8 protein-coding genes and 1 pseudogene are annotated in these 15,523 nt (G+C 66.3%); 3 read left to right on the plus strand and 6 right to left on the minus strand.

What is annotated here, in order from left to right:
• Window positions 1–150 precede the first annotated feature (150 nt).
• The 3 genes and pseudogenes from ACIREO_RS16480 (at window position 151) to ACIREO_RS16490 (ending at window position 4,331) form a co-directional block, all read left to right on the plus strand.
• Window positions 151–1,587 carry a BNR repeat-containing protein gene (locus tag ACIREO_RS16480; protein WP_404110017.1) on the plus strand — a complete coding sequence of 479 codons (1,437 nt, stop codon included), beginning with the start codon at window positions 151–153 and terminating at the stop codon, window positions 1,585–1,587.
• 190 nt (window positions 1,588–1,777) lie between these two features.
• Window positions 1,778–2,818, plus strand: a pseudogene (locus ACIREO_RS16485) (glycoside hydrolase family 2 TIM barrel-domain containing protein); the annotation flags it as partial.
• A gap of 49 nt (window positions 2,819–2,867) precedes the next feature.
• Entirely contained in the window at window positions 2,868–4,331 is a 1,464-nt protein-coding gene (locus tag ACIREO_RS16490; protein ID WP_404111049.1) for an alginate lyase family protein, read from the plus strand.
• A 201-nt stretch (window positions 4,332–4,532) separates the two neighbouring features.
• On the opposite strand, the gene ACIREO_RS16495 is transcribed toward ACIREO_RS16490, so the two are convergent.
• The 6 genes from ACIREO_RS16495 to ACIREO_RS16520 form a co-directional block, all read right to left on the minus strand.
• Complete coding sequence (locus ACIREO_RS16495; protein ID WP_404110020.1) at window positions 4,533–7,103, minus strand: glycosyl hydrolase family 95 catalytic domain-containing protein; 2,571 nt, start codon at window positions 7,101–7,103, stop codon at window positions 4,533–4,535.
• Between the two features lie 105 nt (window positions 7,104–7,208).
• Window positions 7,209–9,737, minus strand: a complete 2,529-nt coding sequence (locus ACIREO_RS16500; RefSeq protein WP_404110023.1) for a glycoside hydrolase family 2 TIM barrel-domain containing protein — start codon at window positions 9,735–9,737, stop codon at window positions 7,209–7,211.
• Between the two features lie 265 nt (window positions 9,738–10,002).
• On the minus strand, window positions 10,003–12,009 hold the full coding sequence (locus ACIREO_RS16505; protein WP_404110026.1) for a beta-galactosidase: 2,007 nt from the start codon (window positions 12,007–12,009) through the stop codon (window positions 10,003–10,005).
• Between the two features lie 147 nt (window positions 12,010–12,156).
• Window positions 12,157–13,035, minus strand: a complete 879-nt coding sequence (locus tag ACIREO_RS16510; RefSeq protein ID WP_404110029.1) for a carbohydrate ABC transporter permease — start codon at window positions 13,033–13,035, stop codon at window positions 12,157–12,159.
• Window positions 13,032–13,943 (minus strand): carbohydrate ABC transporter permease, encoded by a 912-nt coding sequence (locus ACIREO_RS16515; protein WP_404110032.1) that lies wholly within the window; start codon window positions 13,941–13,943, stop codon window positions 13,032–13,034. Before ACIREO_RS16515 ends, ACIREO_RS16510 begins: the two co-directional genes overlap by 4 nt.
• A 7-nt stretch (window positions 13,944–13,950) precedes the next feature.
• A complete protein-coding gene (locus ACIREO_RS16520; RefSeq protein WP_404110035.1) occupies window positions 13,951–15,201 on the minus strand; it encodes an extracellular solute-binding protein in 1,251 nt (416 codons plus the stop codon).
• Window positions 15,202–15,523 lie beyond the last annotated feature (322 nt).

Raw genomic sequence — 15,523 nt, forward strand, 5'->3', positions numbered from 1 at the left:
TCCCGAACCCCCGCCGTCACCCTCGCCGCATAAACGGGACCGGCACCCCTAAAACCGACAGCGCGGGATTGACGAACGACATAGAGGCACCCCCCCGGCTTTCCGTCGAGTCAGGTACCCCTCCACCTCGAGCTCAGGAGTAAGTGAACTATGAAGCGTCGTACGTTGCTGGCCAGTGCCCTGCTGGGTTCTGTGGCCGTGCCCGGAGTCGCCGGAATCGGAATGGCGGGAACAGCACAGGCTGCATCCCCCGGCCCTTCGGTCATCAGGAAGGGCTCCACGCGACTCGATGCCCAGGCCGTCTACTTCGTCTCGTACGACGGGCTGGTCAACAACAACTCGTTCCAGAAGAACGGCCTGCTGACGTACAAGAGCTACCAGTACGCCGCCTGGTACACCGCAGATCGGAACGCCGTCGTCGCCCGCCGGGCGCTAGGTAAGACAACCTGGCAGGCCGTCAATATCGGGCACACGCTGCGCTACAACGACTCCCACAACGTCATCTCCATGGGCGTGTCCCACCTCGACGGCCGACTGCACCTGAACATGGACTCACACAGCGACGGATTCAGCTACGTGAAGTCGACCGCCGGGCTGCTGGACGACCCAACAGGGCTGAGCTGGACCGCGAGCCACTTCGGTGCCCCCCAGTCCACCCTGGACGGGCTCGCACTGACCTCCCAGTTCACCTACCCGCAGTTCGTCGCCACGCCCGAGGGCCGGCTCCAGCTCAGCTACCGGGCCGGTGTGTCGGGCAACGGCCGCAACGCGCTCGCCGAGTACGACGGCACGCGGTGGACGGCGCTGGGTGAGTGGACGAGTTCCACCGGCACCTACACCAGCGAGCACGGCTCCTCGACAGCCCGGAACATGTACCTGCACGGCATCGATTACGACAGCAACGGACGAATGCACGCCTTCTTCACCTGGCGCGAGCAGAACGGCGCCGTGATGTGCAGCGGCGGTGGCATCACCAACCATGACACCGGCTACGTCTACTCCGACGACCGCGGCCGCACCTGGCGCAACGGCGCCGGCACCGTCGTCGCCACCACCGGTGGATCCGACAAGGTGGCCGTCACCGACGCGGGACTCGTCATCGATCCACTGAACCCGGACCACTCCCTGATGAACCAGGAGAGCCAGGCCACCGACTCGGCCGGCCGGCCCCACGCGATCATCAGCTACGTCCCCGGTCGCTACACGCAGTGCACCACCAACTATGTCGCCGACCGCACCGCGAACGGCCGCGCCTTCCACGTCCGCAAGAGCGCCTCCGGCAGCTGGCAGAAGACGGAGATCAACGTTCCGCTGAACTCCAGCCAGCGCACCAAACTGATCCTGGACAAGTACGACAACGCCTACGCCATCCTTCCCTACGGGCGCATCGCCGGCGCCTCGTCCGCCTCCGGGCACACCGACTGGCAGGTTCTCCACGACGGCGCCGACCTCAACGCCTTCGGCGAAGTCGTCATCGACGAGACACGGATAAAGGCAGACAATGTGCTGTCCTTCATGTACCAGGAAAAGTCGAGCGGCACGACACCCTCGCCACTGCACGTCATCGATTTCGCGCTTCCCGCCTGACCTGTGGTCAGGAAGGAGCTTCTGCCACTGACATGACCGTTCAAGCAGCCTTTCTCGGCGTGCCCAGCCGTTTGGCCACCGCGCTCACCCAATTGCACGCTTCGGCCGCTGGGACGCCCACGGGACGGCTACTCGGCGACGGGCCTCGCCGCTGACATGGCCGGGCTGATCGAGCGGCACTCCAAGGGGCCGGTCATCGCACGGCATCGACGACCTCTTCGTGCACGCGGGCTACGACCACGTGACCGGCTACGGCACCCTCAGGGTCGAGGCCGGCGCAGCTGCCCGCGTGAGCGTGCCCGAGCTGGGCATCGAGATCGCGCCGGGTGAGGAGGCTCGCGTCCGCGTCGAGCCATGGACCGCGGAGGTCCCGCGCCTCTACGACATGCGGGTGACGACCCCTACGGAACAAGTGCACCAGCTCGTGGGGTTCCGCACCGTCGAGGTCAGCGACGGCCTGCTGAAGGTGAACGGGCGCCCGCTGCTGCTGCGTGGCGTCAACCGGCACGAATGGGACCCGGGCAGCGGCCGGACGCTGACCACGGAGACGATGCGCCGCGACATCGAACTGATGAAACAGCACAACATCAACGCGGTCCGCACCAGCCACTACCCGCCCGACTCGCGCTTCCTCGGGCTCTGTGACGAACTGGGTCTATGGGTGATCGACGAGTGCGATCTGGAGACCCACGGCTTCCACCAGGCCCAGTGGCGGGACAACCCCAGCGCGGACCCCGCCTGGAGGGAGTCCTTTCTGGACCGCATGCGGCGCATGGTGGAGCGGGACAAGAACCACCCCAGCATCATCATGTGGTCGCTGGGAAACGAGTCCCACACCGGCGAGAACCTGGAAGCCATGTCCGACTGGGCGCACGACCGCGACCCCGGCCGGCCGGTGCACTACGAGGGCGACTGGGACAGCGGATACGTCGACGTCTACAGCCGTATGTACGCGGGTATCGAGGAAAGCGACCTCATCGGCCGCCAGGCCGAAGAGCCCACCGCGGACGCGTCCCTGGACGACCACCGTCGCGGGCTCCCCTTCATCCTCTGCGAGTACGCGCACGCCATGGGCAACGGCCCCGGCGGCCTGACCGAGTACCAGCAGTTGTTCGAGCGGCATGCGCGCTGCCAGGGTGGCGAAGGTGGGAGGTGCCGGATGCGATGGAAATTCCCTTCCACGGTTCTGTTATCCGCGGTCGGCCCGCATGTCTCCTGTGCGTACGGCGGAATCCGACAGGAGCGAATCAGTGTCAGTGAGCCAGAACAACAGCCGCCCGATGATGAGCCGACGCAGCGTGCTGCGGGTCGCGGGAGCGGCCGGCATCGGGTCAGCCACCGTCGGCGCCGGGGCCGCGCCAGCCTTCGCTGCCCCCGCCAGAGCGGGTGCGGCGTTCGCCCACCCGGGAATGCTGCACACGCAGGCCGACTTCGACCGTATGGCGGCCAAGGTGAAGGCAGGTAGCGGGCTGTGGAAGCAGGGCTACGCCAGGCTGGCGGCCAACCCGCGCTCGGCGAGCACCTGGAAGGCGAACCCGCTCGCGACGGTGGTGCGCGGCAGCGCCGGTGACAACGTCACCACGCTGGCCTTCGACATCGCCGCCGCCTACCAGAACGCGCTGCGCTGGAAGGTCACCGGCGACACCGCGCACGCGGACGCCGCACGTGACATCCTCAACGCCTGGTCGGCCAAGCTCACCAGCCTCGAGGGCAGTGCGGACCGGTTCCTCGCGGCGGGTCTCCAGGGTTACCAGTTCGCCAACGCCGCGGAGATCATGCGCGGCTACGACGGATTCGACCTGGCCCGGTTCCAGAAGATGATGGTGAACATCTTCTACTCTATGAGCAGCGACTTCCTCACCGGACACAACGGCGCCTATGACTCCAACTACTGGAGCAGCTGGGATCTGTTGAGCGTGGCGTGCGTGCTGTCCGTCGGTATCCTCTGCGACGACCGGGCCAAGGTCGACGAGGCGGTCACGTATTTCAGGAGCGGCAAGGGCATGGGCTCCATCAAGAACGCCATCCCGTTCCTCCACCCCGGCGGCCTCGGGCAGATGGTGGAGGTCGGACGTGACCAGGGACACGCCCTGCTGAGCGTGGGCCTGCTGGGCACCATCTGCGAGATGGCGTGGAACCAGGGCATCGACCTCTACGGCTACGACGACAACCGCGTCCTCAAGGGTATCGAGTACGCCGCCAAGTGGAACCTGGGCCATGACGTCCCCTTCACCTCCTGGAGCTGGCACAAGGGCGCGCCCGGCGCGTGGGAGGGGTGGGAGACGTTCACGAAGGCGTCCGCATGGGCCCGAGGCAGTGTGCGCCCGATCTGGGAAGGCCTCTACAACCACTACGTCAACCGTCGCGGCCTCGACGCGCCGTACGTGACGGAGATCGCCGCCAAGGCCAGAGTCGAAGGCGGCGGCGGGGACTACGGAACCGGCGGTGGCCTCGACCACCTCGGCTTCGGCACCCTGGCCTTCACCCGGCCCAGGGCGATCGTCTCCGCCACGGCACCGACCCCTTCCGCGAAAGCGGGCGCGGGCAGGAGCTCTTCCGGAGACCTTTCGTCCTCCGCCACTCCGGCCCCCGGCGCCTCCGACGGCGTCAACCCGCAGGGCGGCGCGAGGACCGACCTGGCCGCCACCGGCGGGGGCGGCATCGCTGCCGTCGCCGGTGCAGGGGTCCTGGCACTCGCGGGGGGTTTCATTGCCCTGCGCCGCAGAGGCGCGGGCGGCAGCTGAACCCGGCTGCTGGCCCGGTCGACGCTTCACTGTGTGATGTCGCCGGGCTGCCCTCACGGACCGTGCGCGACGAGGACCATTTCGGCAGCCGCGGGAAGCGCTGTTCGCTCCAGGTCGGCGATCGCCGCCCTGGAGCGCCGGGCGGAACCCGCATGCCATACCGGGCCGTTGCCGCCGCGGCGGCGGCAACGGCCCGAGGAATCAGCTCCCCCGTGGGAGGGAGACCGTGATCTCGGTGCGCCGCCCGGACACCAGGGATACTTCTCTGGCATGCGGCCCCACAATGGAGCGGGCGATGTCGGCCTGGGTACGCACCGACACCATGCCGCGACGGCAGATCAGAGTGACGTCCTGCGTCGTGTCCGAGGTGACGGTCACGCTGGCGATCTGGGCCGACAGGTCCCACACCAGGTCGTGCACGCGGATTCCGCCGCGTCCTCGGATGCCGCTGATCTTCCCTTTCCGCAACTGCTCCGGCAGTGCCGGAATGAGCTCCAGTACGCCGGGCCTGGTATAAACCAGGGACTCGGCCAGCACTGCGGGCAGCGCGTGCGCGGCGTCGGCGTTGTAGACATCCAGGTCGGGGTTGTGCGATGTCATGAGTGAGCGGAACAGCATATTACTGCCGAGGATTCTCCGCAGGTTCTCGTATACCTCGGCACCGTCCTTGAGGCGCGCGGCCGCCAGGGCGCGGTGCAGGCTCCCGTGCGCCGAGAGATCGGCGTCCTGTCGGACCTTCAGGGCTTCGAGCGCGGGGAGCACCAGGTCGGGCCGCTCTTCCGGATTGATCTCGTGCAGAGGCCAGGCGGCGTAGAGGTGCTGGACGTGCCGGTGGTCGTACCGGTCTGTGAGTTCGGGCCAGCACCATTCCGCCAGGGCACCGTCCTCGTTGACCGCGTAGTCGGGCAGTTGTGCCAGCAGTTCCGTCCAGCGTTGGACACCCTGGCCCGGCCCCTGCTCGACGTCCAGGGCGTTCGCCGCGTCGACGGCGGCGGTGAGGGCGTGTCGCCCTGCCGAGACATCACCAGTGGCATTGATCGACAGGTGGACCCCCGTGCTGCCAGGGCTGTTCTCCATGGAGAAGGACGGCACGAAGACCACCCTGCCCTCGCTGTCCCTGCGGGTCAGGAAGTCTTCGTAGAACAGGGCGAGCTCCATCAGCGCCGGGGCGAGTCTGTCCCGGAGAAACACCTGGTCCTCGGTGATCTCGCAGTACTCGAGTAGCGGCTGCAGGAGCCAGTCCGCGCCGCCGGTCCAGCAGTGGCCGGGGAATTCCGCATTGTCGAAGTGCAGCATGTGACCGTACTCGCCGTCCGTACGCGACGGTGCGAGAAATCCGCGTGCGCCATAGAGGTTTCGCGCGTTGGTCCGCCAGTGGTCCAGCTGCCCGAGAACGAGGCCGAAATAACCCTCCATGACTTCGGCCAGGTCGAGCATGCTACCCCCCGCGACCTGGAGGTTCACATTCGCGTCCGTGGTGAAGTCGCCGGCCCACGCGGCGGTCCACGCTCCGGTCCAGATGCCGGTCAGCCGAGGAGGCAGAATGCCGCTGGAACTGAGAAAGAGGTAGCGACCGGAGTCGTACAGGCGCTCCAGAAGGGCCGGGTCCACGACGCTCGGCCGATGGGCCTGACGTGCGATCAACTCCGTGGTCGTGAGGCGGCGTTCCGCCGCAGCGACATTCAGGTCCAGGATCGAACGGTCGTACAGCTCCGCGTGGATCGCCGTGTGCCTCGACAGAAGCGCCTGGTAGTCGGGGTCGAGTGCGGACAGCTCACCGGCGAGGCCACAACTGTCCCAGGCCGTCTGCGTCTCGTAGCGGTCCAGCCTGGTGAGCAGGAGAAGCCTGGTCGCTGCCGTGACCACGAGATCTGATCCGTCGAGGGAGAGACTTCCGCCGTCGGCGACCACCCGGGTGAGACCTTCGTAGCCGGTTGCACCCAACCCCTCGGGATAGGCGCCCCGGAGACGCAGCCATCCTGAATCCCCCTCGATCGAGGCAAAGGTGGAGAAACGCACCTGGGTGTGCAGATGGTCGTCCGATCCCTTGCTCTTCTGCGTGTCGTCCATGTCGGTGCGCAGGCTCAAGGTGACGTCGACCGTGCCGCCCGGCGGCGGCAGAAGTTCATGGACAAGCACTCGGTCGGCACGTGAGGCGAAGAGGTTGCGCGCCCAGGTGCCCTGGGCGTCCGACCACGTGGACGTGATCTCCCCGGTGCGGAAGTTCGTGATGCGGGCGTACCGGTCGAGTCGGCCCGTCCCCTCGGTGGCAAGCCGCAGTTCGTACCCGGGGTGATAGGTCTGCGTCCAGCGCAGGTCCCACCCCTCTGCGAAGTCCCGGTTGGCACCTTCGTAGTCACCGGCGAGCGCCTTGTCCCGAACGCCCTCCAGGCGGTCGGCGAGCACCGGAGGCGTAAGAGAGCGGGTACCGTTCGGCAGGACGAAACGGTGATGGTTGAAAACCACCTTCTCCAGTGCGGGATCCCCATACAGGATCGCACCGGACTCACCGTTGCCGGTGAGGAATCCATCGGTCCATCCGGAGGCCGGGGAAAGGTCGTGAATGCCTCGCGCGGGCAACGGAGGCGGCCAGGCTCGGTCACTTCGGGGTCGGGCGAAGGTCATGTCCATCCTTAGGCAGTATGCGTAGCTCTCGGCGTCTGTCCCGGCCAGGCCTGGCCCACCGCGGGCCGCCTCCTTCGCCCTGACAGCCTGGCCACCCTGTCCCACTCCCCCGGCGTCACGCAGGTGACCGGCGCCTGGAGGCCACATGCGCGGCTCGCGTGGATCGGGAGGAGATGCGTAGGAGCGTGCCGTTGATCGGCTGCTTCGCGAACAGGAGCCGTACTTCTGCTCCCGGTTCGCTCCACCCACATGTCAGAGGTCTCCGAGAACCGACAGTTCGGTGACTCCCGGGACGGGGCCACCGTCCGGCAGGAAGCGGACGCGAACCTGAAGTGCCACAGCCTTGTCGACACAGAGGTCCCGGATGCGCGACGTCGAGGGGCTGGTCTCATTCCCGAGATCGGCGATGACGGTCCAGCTCGTACGGTCCCGGCTGGCCTCCACGACGAAATTGTGCGGGCCCGCATCAGAAAACGTGATCTGTACATGGCGCACCGTGACCAGTCGTTCCAGGTCAACGGCCACCCAGGGCCCGTCGTCGCCCTCCAAGGGCGCCCAGTAGGTGGCCGCCGAGCCGTCGTTGACATGCGGTGAAGGGTGCTCCGGAGTGCTACTGCTGGCCCTGGTCGGGTTGTCTCGCCCGAAGCGGCCTCGCAGGTCCGGGCGGAACCGGGGCGGGCGGTCGGGCACGGGTGATGATGTCGACCGGTCCAGCGGCACGGCGGAGACCCCGCTGAAGGGCGGGCCGTCCGCCGTGACCACCTCGATCACGGCGTCCTGAAGCCCGGGGGAAGTGGCCCTGATGTGCGATACGCCGGCGTGATACGAACGGAAGAAGGCAGCGGCTCGGCCGTCCCGGACCACGCATGTGTTCTCCGCTCCGTCGCCGGCCCCGAAACGTATCCTGCGACCGGTCGCGAACTCTCCTGGCCCGTTTTCGATCGTCAGAACGATCGGAGCCGTAGCCGACACCGGGCGGCCCTGCTCGTCGGCCAGGGTGACGACGATCTGGAGGTCGTCCGTCCCGTCAGAGCGTTCGAGGACTGCGCGGTCCGCCTCCAGCAGCAGCTGCGCGGGCTGTCCGGGGGTAGGCCAAGGCGGCGGCGGAAGCTGCCGGTACGCCTGGCGATACCAGTACCACGCGCGTTTGGGCAGCCGGGCGTAGTCCACAAGTCCCATGGATCCGAAGCGGTGACCAGCGATACTTCCGTGGTCGAACCCGCACCACACCACTTCGCCGCTACGCCACGGGAAGCGCCACGGGAAGGGCGACTTCTCGGTCGGCTCAGCCCCTTCGGTGAGATCACCCCATCCGGGGGCGAAGGAACCGGGCCGCTCCTCCATGACAGAGCCGTATTCAGAGACGATGCTCGGTATGCCGGGATCACGGAAGAGGTGGGCGCCGTCGCCGTTGTAGCCCGCTATGTCGCCGATGTGATCGAGATCGCCCCGCTGGGCGCCCCCCACCGCTGCGGGCCTGGTCGGATCCAGGCGGTGGGACAGCGCTACGAGTTCCCGAAGAACACGTCGCACTTCCGGCAGTACCTGAGGGTCGCAGAAGAAGGCTTCGTTACCCATGCTCCAGACCACCACCGAGGGATTGTTCCGGTTGATCCGGATCATCTCGGTGAGCTGAGCTTTCAAGCTGGCTTCGAAGCCTGCGCGATGGCGCTCGTCAACCGGGTAGGAACCCCCGCCCCACGAAGACGTGCCACCAGGGCCCGTACCCCAGAACACTCCCTCCGACCACACGAGCAGGCCCAGCTCGTCCGCGTAGGCGGTGAGGGCCGGGTCGTGGGGATAGTGAGACCCGCGCACGAAGTCGAACCCTGCTTCCTTGACCATCTCCAAGTCCCTGCGTATGGAGCGGTTGGTGACGGCGTCGCCCCAGCCCGCCTGGTCCTGGTGCACGTTCACGCCGCGCACGTAGCGATGCGCACCGTTGAGGAAGAAGCCCTGGTCAGCCGTCCAGCTGAAGTAACGGAAGCCGAACTTCGTCTCGTACTCGTCCACCACCGCTCCCTGTGCCGAAAGGAGCGTGGACACAGCCCGGTACAGAACAGGTGTTTCCGGGCTCCACAGTTGTACCTCAGGAATCACGCCCGTTGTCTGCTGCACGGTGACGGCGCCCGGGGGACAGCGGGTCTCGCCGGACTCGACGGAGGCGACCACACGGCCGTCGGGGGCGAGGACGCGGGTGACGACCTGCAACAGGGCAGAGGTTTCACCCGTGTTCCTCAGTTCCGTCGCCACACGGACCGCGGGACTGCCGTCCTCCAGTCCGGTGGTTGTCACGCACGTCCCGTACCAGTCCACATGCTGCGGGCCCATGGTCTCCAGCCACACGTCCCGGTAGAGCCCTCCGGAGAAGACGTGCTCGCCTGCCAGCGGAGCGATCTCCGGGTTCCAGGTGTTGTCGACCCGAACGGCGACGAGGTTGGGGCCCGGACGCACGTGCCTGCTGATGTCGATGGCGAAGCCCGTGTAGCCGCCTTCGTGGCAGCCTGCGGCGACACCGTTGACGAAGACCTCGGCCGTCTGGAAGGCACCTTCGAAGTCCAGCCTCACCACGCCGGCGGTCTGCGCTTCGCCGAGCACGAGAGTGCGACGGTACCAACCGGGCCCCGTGTAGAACGACGCCTCCTGGAAGTACGGGAGGCTGAAGGAATGTGGCAGCCCGACTTGCTGCCAGGCGGCGGCGTCGAAGTGCGGATCTTGTGCATTCGGAGGGTCACCGAGAGCAAAGCGCCAGTCGCGGTTGATGTTGGTCCGGTGTCGCACGCGTGTTGCTCCAAGGGTTTTCGCGGCGCGCTCTGTTACGAGCGTCGACGTGTGAGGACGCGGAAGAGACGAGGCAACGAATGTGACCGGTCGGGTCGCCGGCTCGGGGTCGGCGGGCACGAGGAACTGAGGCAGAACGATGCAAGAGGCCCCCACACACGCACCGGCTGATTCGACGCACTCGACTCAGGCGGTGTGCGGGCCCCCGGGCAGGCTGCTCGGGAGAGCACACGGCCGGGAGCCGGGTCGCGGTGAGGTGCCCGCGTCAGCTCTGACGAGGCTCTCGAACCACCGCGACCTCCCCGGGGGCCACCGTGACCGAGCCGGGCAACGGCGTGTCGGTCAGTAGTTCCACCGCATCGGCGGCGACCGTCACCTCCGCGCCCTTGCCCGCGTGATCGATCAGGAACACGTAGTCCGCGGACGGCGAGCTGCGGCGCACGACCTCCACGCCTTCGGGTACGGCGCGGACCGGGGTCACTCCGGCTTCGGCGCGGATGCGGGACACGAGGGAAGCCAGGGTCGCGGGATCCGGGCGCGTGGCAAGGTACCAAGTCGTACCCTCGCCGTACGTGTGCCGGGTCACGGCCGGCACGCCGCTCAGGGGGCCCTGCGCGTACGAGTCCACCATCTCGGCCCCTTCCAGGCGCAGGCGTTCCGACCACAGCGACGCGGTACCGCCACCGCTCAGAGCCAGCCTTTCACCGGGCCGAAGCGGGAAGAGTTCGTCCGAGCCGGCGCCCAGGGCCTCTCGAAACGCTCCAGGATAACCGCCCAGCCGCACATGGCAGTTCTCGTCCACCATTCCGCTGTTGAAGCCGACCGCCAGCGTGCCTCCGCGTCGTGCGAAGCCGGTGAGGTTGTCCGCGCCCGCGTCGTCGACCGAGTAGAGGCTCGGGGCCAGGACCAGGCGGTAGGAAGACAGGTCTGCGTCCGGGGCGACGAAGTCCACAGCCACGCCTGACCGCCAGAGCGGCTCGTACCAGGAGCGGATCTGCTCCTCGTAGCGCACCTCGGCGCTGGGCTGGCCTGGAAGTTCCACCGCCCAACGGGCGCACCAGTCCGAAACGATGGCCACCTGGGCGGTACTGGTGGTGTCGCGCACTTCGGCCAGGGACTTCAGGTCCGTGCCGAGACGCACCACATCTCGCCAGATCTGACTGTCGGTGCCGGCGTGCGGAAGCATCGCCGAGTGCCATTGCTCGGTTCCTGCCTTCGATGCTCGCCATTGAAAATACGCGATGCCGTCCGCCCCGTGCGCCACATGTGCGAGAGCTGTGCGACGCAACTGGCCCGGCTGTTGAGCGCTGTTGACATGCTGCCAGTTGACGGCGCCCGTGGAGTGCTCCATCAGGAACCAGGGGCCGCCCGCCAGCGACCGCATGAGGTCGCCGTTCATTGCGACGGCGATCTCCGGCTCAGGGTCTGCAGAAAGGAGGTAGTGGTCGTTCGCCACGATGTCGAGGTTGGGAGCCCAGCGCCGGTAGTCCACCAGATCAGTGCCCACCATGAAGTTCGTGGTGGCAGGGATCGACGGAGAGGCGACACGAAGGACCTCTCGCTCGGCCTGGTACAGCGCCAGCAACTCGTCGGAGCAGAAACGCCGCCAGTCGAGCAACTGGGTCGGGTTGTTACTGGAGCCGGACGAGCGGGGAGGCAGAATCTCATCCCAGTCGTAGTACCACTGACTCCAGAACGTCGTGCCCCAAGCAGCGTTCAGCGTTGTGAGGTCGTCGCCATATCGTGCGCGCAGCCAACGACGGAAGGCTTCCCCGCTGGTGTCGCAGTAGCAGGCATGGTTGTGGCAGCCGTACTCGTTGTGCACGTGCCACATCACCACCGCCGGGTGGCGCGCGTACCGTTCGGCCAGTGCACCGGCAATGCGCACGGCTGCTTCGCGGTAGGCGGGGCTGCTCGGGCAGAACGTCTGCCGACTGCCGTACCAGAGTGCACGGCCGTCGGAGTCGACGGGCAGGGCCTCAGGATGTGCGCGGAAGAACCAGGCGGGCGGCGCCGCCGTAGGAGTCGCGAGGTCCGCAGCGATTCCGTTCTCGTGGAGCAGGTCGAGGATTCGGTCCATCCGCGAGAAGTCGTACACCCCCTGCGCCGGTTCCAGCAACGCCCAGGAGAAGATTCCGACACTGACCATGCGTACACCGGCTTCGCGCATGAGCCGCATGTCCTCCTCCCACACCTCCTCGGACCACTGCTCGGGGTTGTAGTCACCGCCGTAGGCGATGCCGGGGACAGAGAGGACGAGCCTGGAAGTCACTGATCAGCTCCTGAGGAAAGGTCGTCGAGTATGAGTTGTGCCGCTCGCGCAGGAGCGGTCGGCCGGCTGACGCCGACGGTCCCTCGGTCACAACCGAGGCACCGGCCCCCACACCGCGCGGACAGGCGTCAGCCACTTCCGTGCCGGCTACTTGAGAGCGCCGGAGATCATGTTGGCGAAAATGGCTTTGCGGGTGAAGAGGAACAGCACAATGAGCGGGAGAGCACCGACCAACGTCCCTGCCATGACCACGCTGTAATCCATGCTGCCGTAATTCCCCTTCAGTTCCGTAAGGGCTACAGGCAAGGTGTATTTGGATGGATCGTTGAGCACGATCAGTGGCCACAGGTAGTCGTTCCAGGTCCACATGAAGCTGAAGATGCCGAAAGCGGCCAAGCCGGGCCGCATGGCCGGCAACCCGACATGCCAGTAGGTCCGCATGAGCCCGCAGCCGTCCAGCCGCGCCGCCTCGATCAGTTCGTACGGAATGGAGAGTGCTGTCTGCCGCATCCAGAAGAGTCCGAATGCAGTGGCGGCACCCGGGATGATCAGAGGCAGGAACGTGTTCATCCATCCCAGACGCGAGTAGATCTCGAACGTCGGTGCCAGAGCGACGCCGGTCGGGAAGACCATGGTCGCCAGGACGAAGCCGAACAGCCTTTCACGCCCGCGGAAGCGCATCTTCGCGAAGACGAAGCCTCCCAGGGAGCACAGGAAGCAGGTGAGGAGCACCGCGGATACCGTGACGACCAGCGAATTGACGAAAGCCGTGTCGAGAGGAACGGCTTGGGAGACCTTGGCGAGGTTCTCGAAGAACTTGTCGCCCGGGTAGAGCCGGGGCGGAAACTTGAAGACCTCCGCATTGGTACTGGTGGCCATGACGACGAGCCAGTAGAAGGGAAAGAGGCTGACCAGCGCGATCAGTGCCAGTGCGAGGTGCCTGCCGATCCCCGCCCCCCGCACGCGGCGTTCGGCTTCGGCTCGGGCGGTTCGAGGGCGTGTCCTGTCGCGCACGTCGGTACTCATGTCAGTTCGGGCTCCTTGTCCGAGTTCCTGCGCGACACGGCCCAGGAGGTTGCCGACGCAAGGGCCACCACGATGAACACGGCCCACCCGATGGCGCTGGCATAGCCGAGATCCGGCTGGGCCCCGATGGCCGGGTTCCGGCCGATGTAGTCGTACTGCAGCAGCATGAGCGTGACACCGGGCGCTCCGCTGCCGTCGCCGCCGATGAGTACCTGGGGTTCGGTGAAGACCTGTAGCCCGCTCACGATTCCGGTGAGCATCGCGAAGACGATGGTTGGGCGCAGCATCGGCAAGGTGATCGACCACAGTTGACGGGAGGCCCGTGCTCCGTCGATCTCCGCCGCTTCGTACAACTCCGGAGGAATGGCGGCCATACCTGCCAGGAAGAGAAGCACCAGGTAGCCGAATCCACGCCAGATGATCATGAGCGCGATGACGGTGTTCACTCCCCAGGTACTCGCCATCCAGTCCACCGAGGGAAGGTGAAGCCATTCCAATATCCGGTTGACCATTCCGAAATTGCTGCCGAACAGCGAGTGGAAGACGATCGCGATCACCACGATCGACGTCACCTGAGGCAGAAAGTAGATCGACTGGTAGAGACCACGGAACCGCAGCCTCCTGTTGCTGAGCAGAAATGCCACCCCGAGGGCCGCGATCGCCAGCGGCAGTTGCGAAATGGCGAAAATCTCGATCGTCGTGAGCAGCGCACGCCAGAACTGTGGGTCGTCCACGAGCCGGGTGAACTGATCGAAGCCGACGAAGCGCATAGGGCCCAGCCCGTCCCACTTGTGCAGGCTCATGTAGCCGGCAACGACCAGTGGGACAATCCCGAACACCGCGAACAACACGAAGAACGGCGCTATTGCCAGATAGTACGGGACCGTGGTCCGGTTCCACCTCCTCATCGGGGCATCATCCGTTCTTGCGCTGTTCGGCGATCTGCTCCTGGGCGGCCTTCCAGGCTGATGTGGCGGATTCCTTACCCTGGGCCACGGACGTCAAGGCGCCACTGATCGCGCCCTCGACCGTGGCGTCCTGCGGAGTCACCAGGACGGTCGGCGAGTTCTCGGCCACCTCAGCGAAGAGCGCCCCCGCCTTCTGCCCGCCGAAATACGGTTGCGGTGCCGTCAGGTCGGGATCCTTGTACGCGTCCAGGGATGACGGGAAGAGGCCGTCTTTGACATACCCAGAGGTCTGGTTGGTCGAGTTCATCATCCACTTGACGACCGCATAGGCGTCCTTCTGGTGCTTGCTGGAGCTGAGGATGGACATGAAGGAGCCCCCCTTGCTGCCCGCTCCCCCGGGCGGCTCGGCAACCCGCCACACCCCGGACGGACTGCCCGCACCGGAGATGAGGGGCGCTTCGTACGCCGGGCCGACGAAGGCGCCCAACTTGTTCTGCGCTACGGCGCTGCTCCAGTCAGTGCTGTACGGCTCGGCCTTGACACAGAGTCCGTCGCTGAGCAGGCGGGCGGAGTAGTCGAACGCCTGACGGGCGAGGGTGCCGTCACCCAGGTATGTGCCGGAGCTGTCGAACGCCCCCTGCCCCTTCTGCGCCAGTTGCAGTGCATAGATCTGCTGGGGGGCGTCACAAGCCTTGAAGCCCTCCTTGGCAGTCTTCTCCGCGACGGTCCGATAGCCGGCCCACGTGGAGGTCATGGCCGACACCTCGGAGGGACCAGTGGGCAGCCCTGCCTTGGCGAACAGGTCCGTGCGGTAGAAGAGGGCCTGCGGCCCCGTGTCGATGGGGAAGCCGATCACTCGTCCCTCGGGAGTGGTGGCATTCGCCCACTTCCAGGCAACGTAGTCCTTGGTGGGATCAGCGCCGAGACTCGTCAGATCGACGAACTTCGAGGCGATGGAGGTGTACGAGGCTATGGAGTTGCCGATGACCGCGACATCCGGCGCACCGGATCCCGTCTGCAACGCCAGCTTGAGCTTGGTCTCCAGGTCAGAGGTCCGAAGCAGCTTGATCTTCATGTCGGGAAACTGCTTCTGCACCCCCTTAACCGCAGAGGTCGGCACGGATCCCGACCCATACCAGATGGTCAAGGCGTCGGAGTCGCCGGAGCCGATTCCGCCCGAGCATGCGCTGGAGCACAGCAGAGCAGTCGTCAGCGCGAGCGCCGACGCGGACAGCGTCGGGTGTTTTCTTGATCTCATGGTGGAGCCTCTCTGGGGACCGCTTTAGCCGCCGACTTCCGTCACGGCTCCGCTCGAAGAAGCTGGAGCGGCAGGGGGTATGGGATCAGGCCAGAAGGAGGAGCAGGCGTGCCGGAGTACTGACCCAGGACACTGGAGTCAGGTCACGTGGCTGTTTTACCGGTCAAATAGCGCCGTGCCAGGAAGTTAACCGGGAGTTGCAAGCGCGTCAAGACCCTGTTGCCAGATCGCCCGAAACGGTCAACTCGCAGGAGTCGGACGCCATATGACCCATTGACGCACCGGAAGTGCTCTGCTAACTTCCCCCATCAAAGTTGATTTG

This window comes from Streptomyces sp. NPDC102441, assembly GCF_044765585.1.
In the GTDB taxonomy this organism is placed as follows: domain Bacteria; phylum Actinomycetota; class Actinomycetes; order Streptomycetales; family Streptomycetaceae; genus Streptomyces.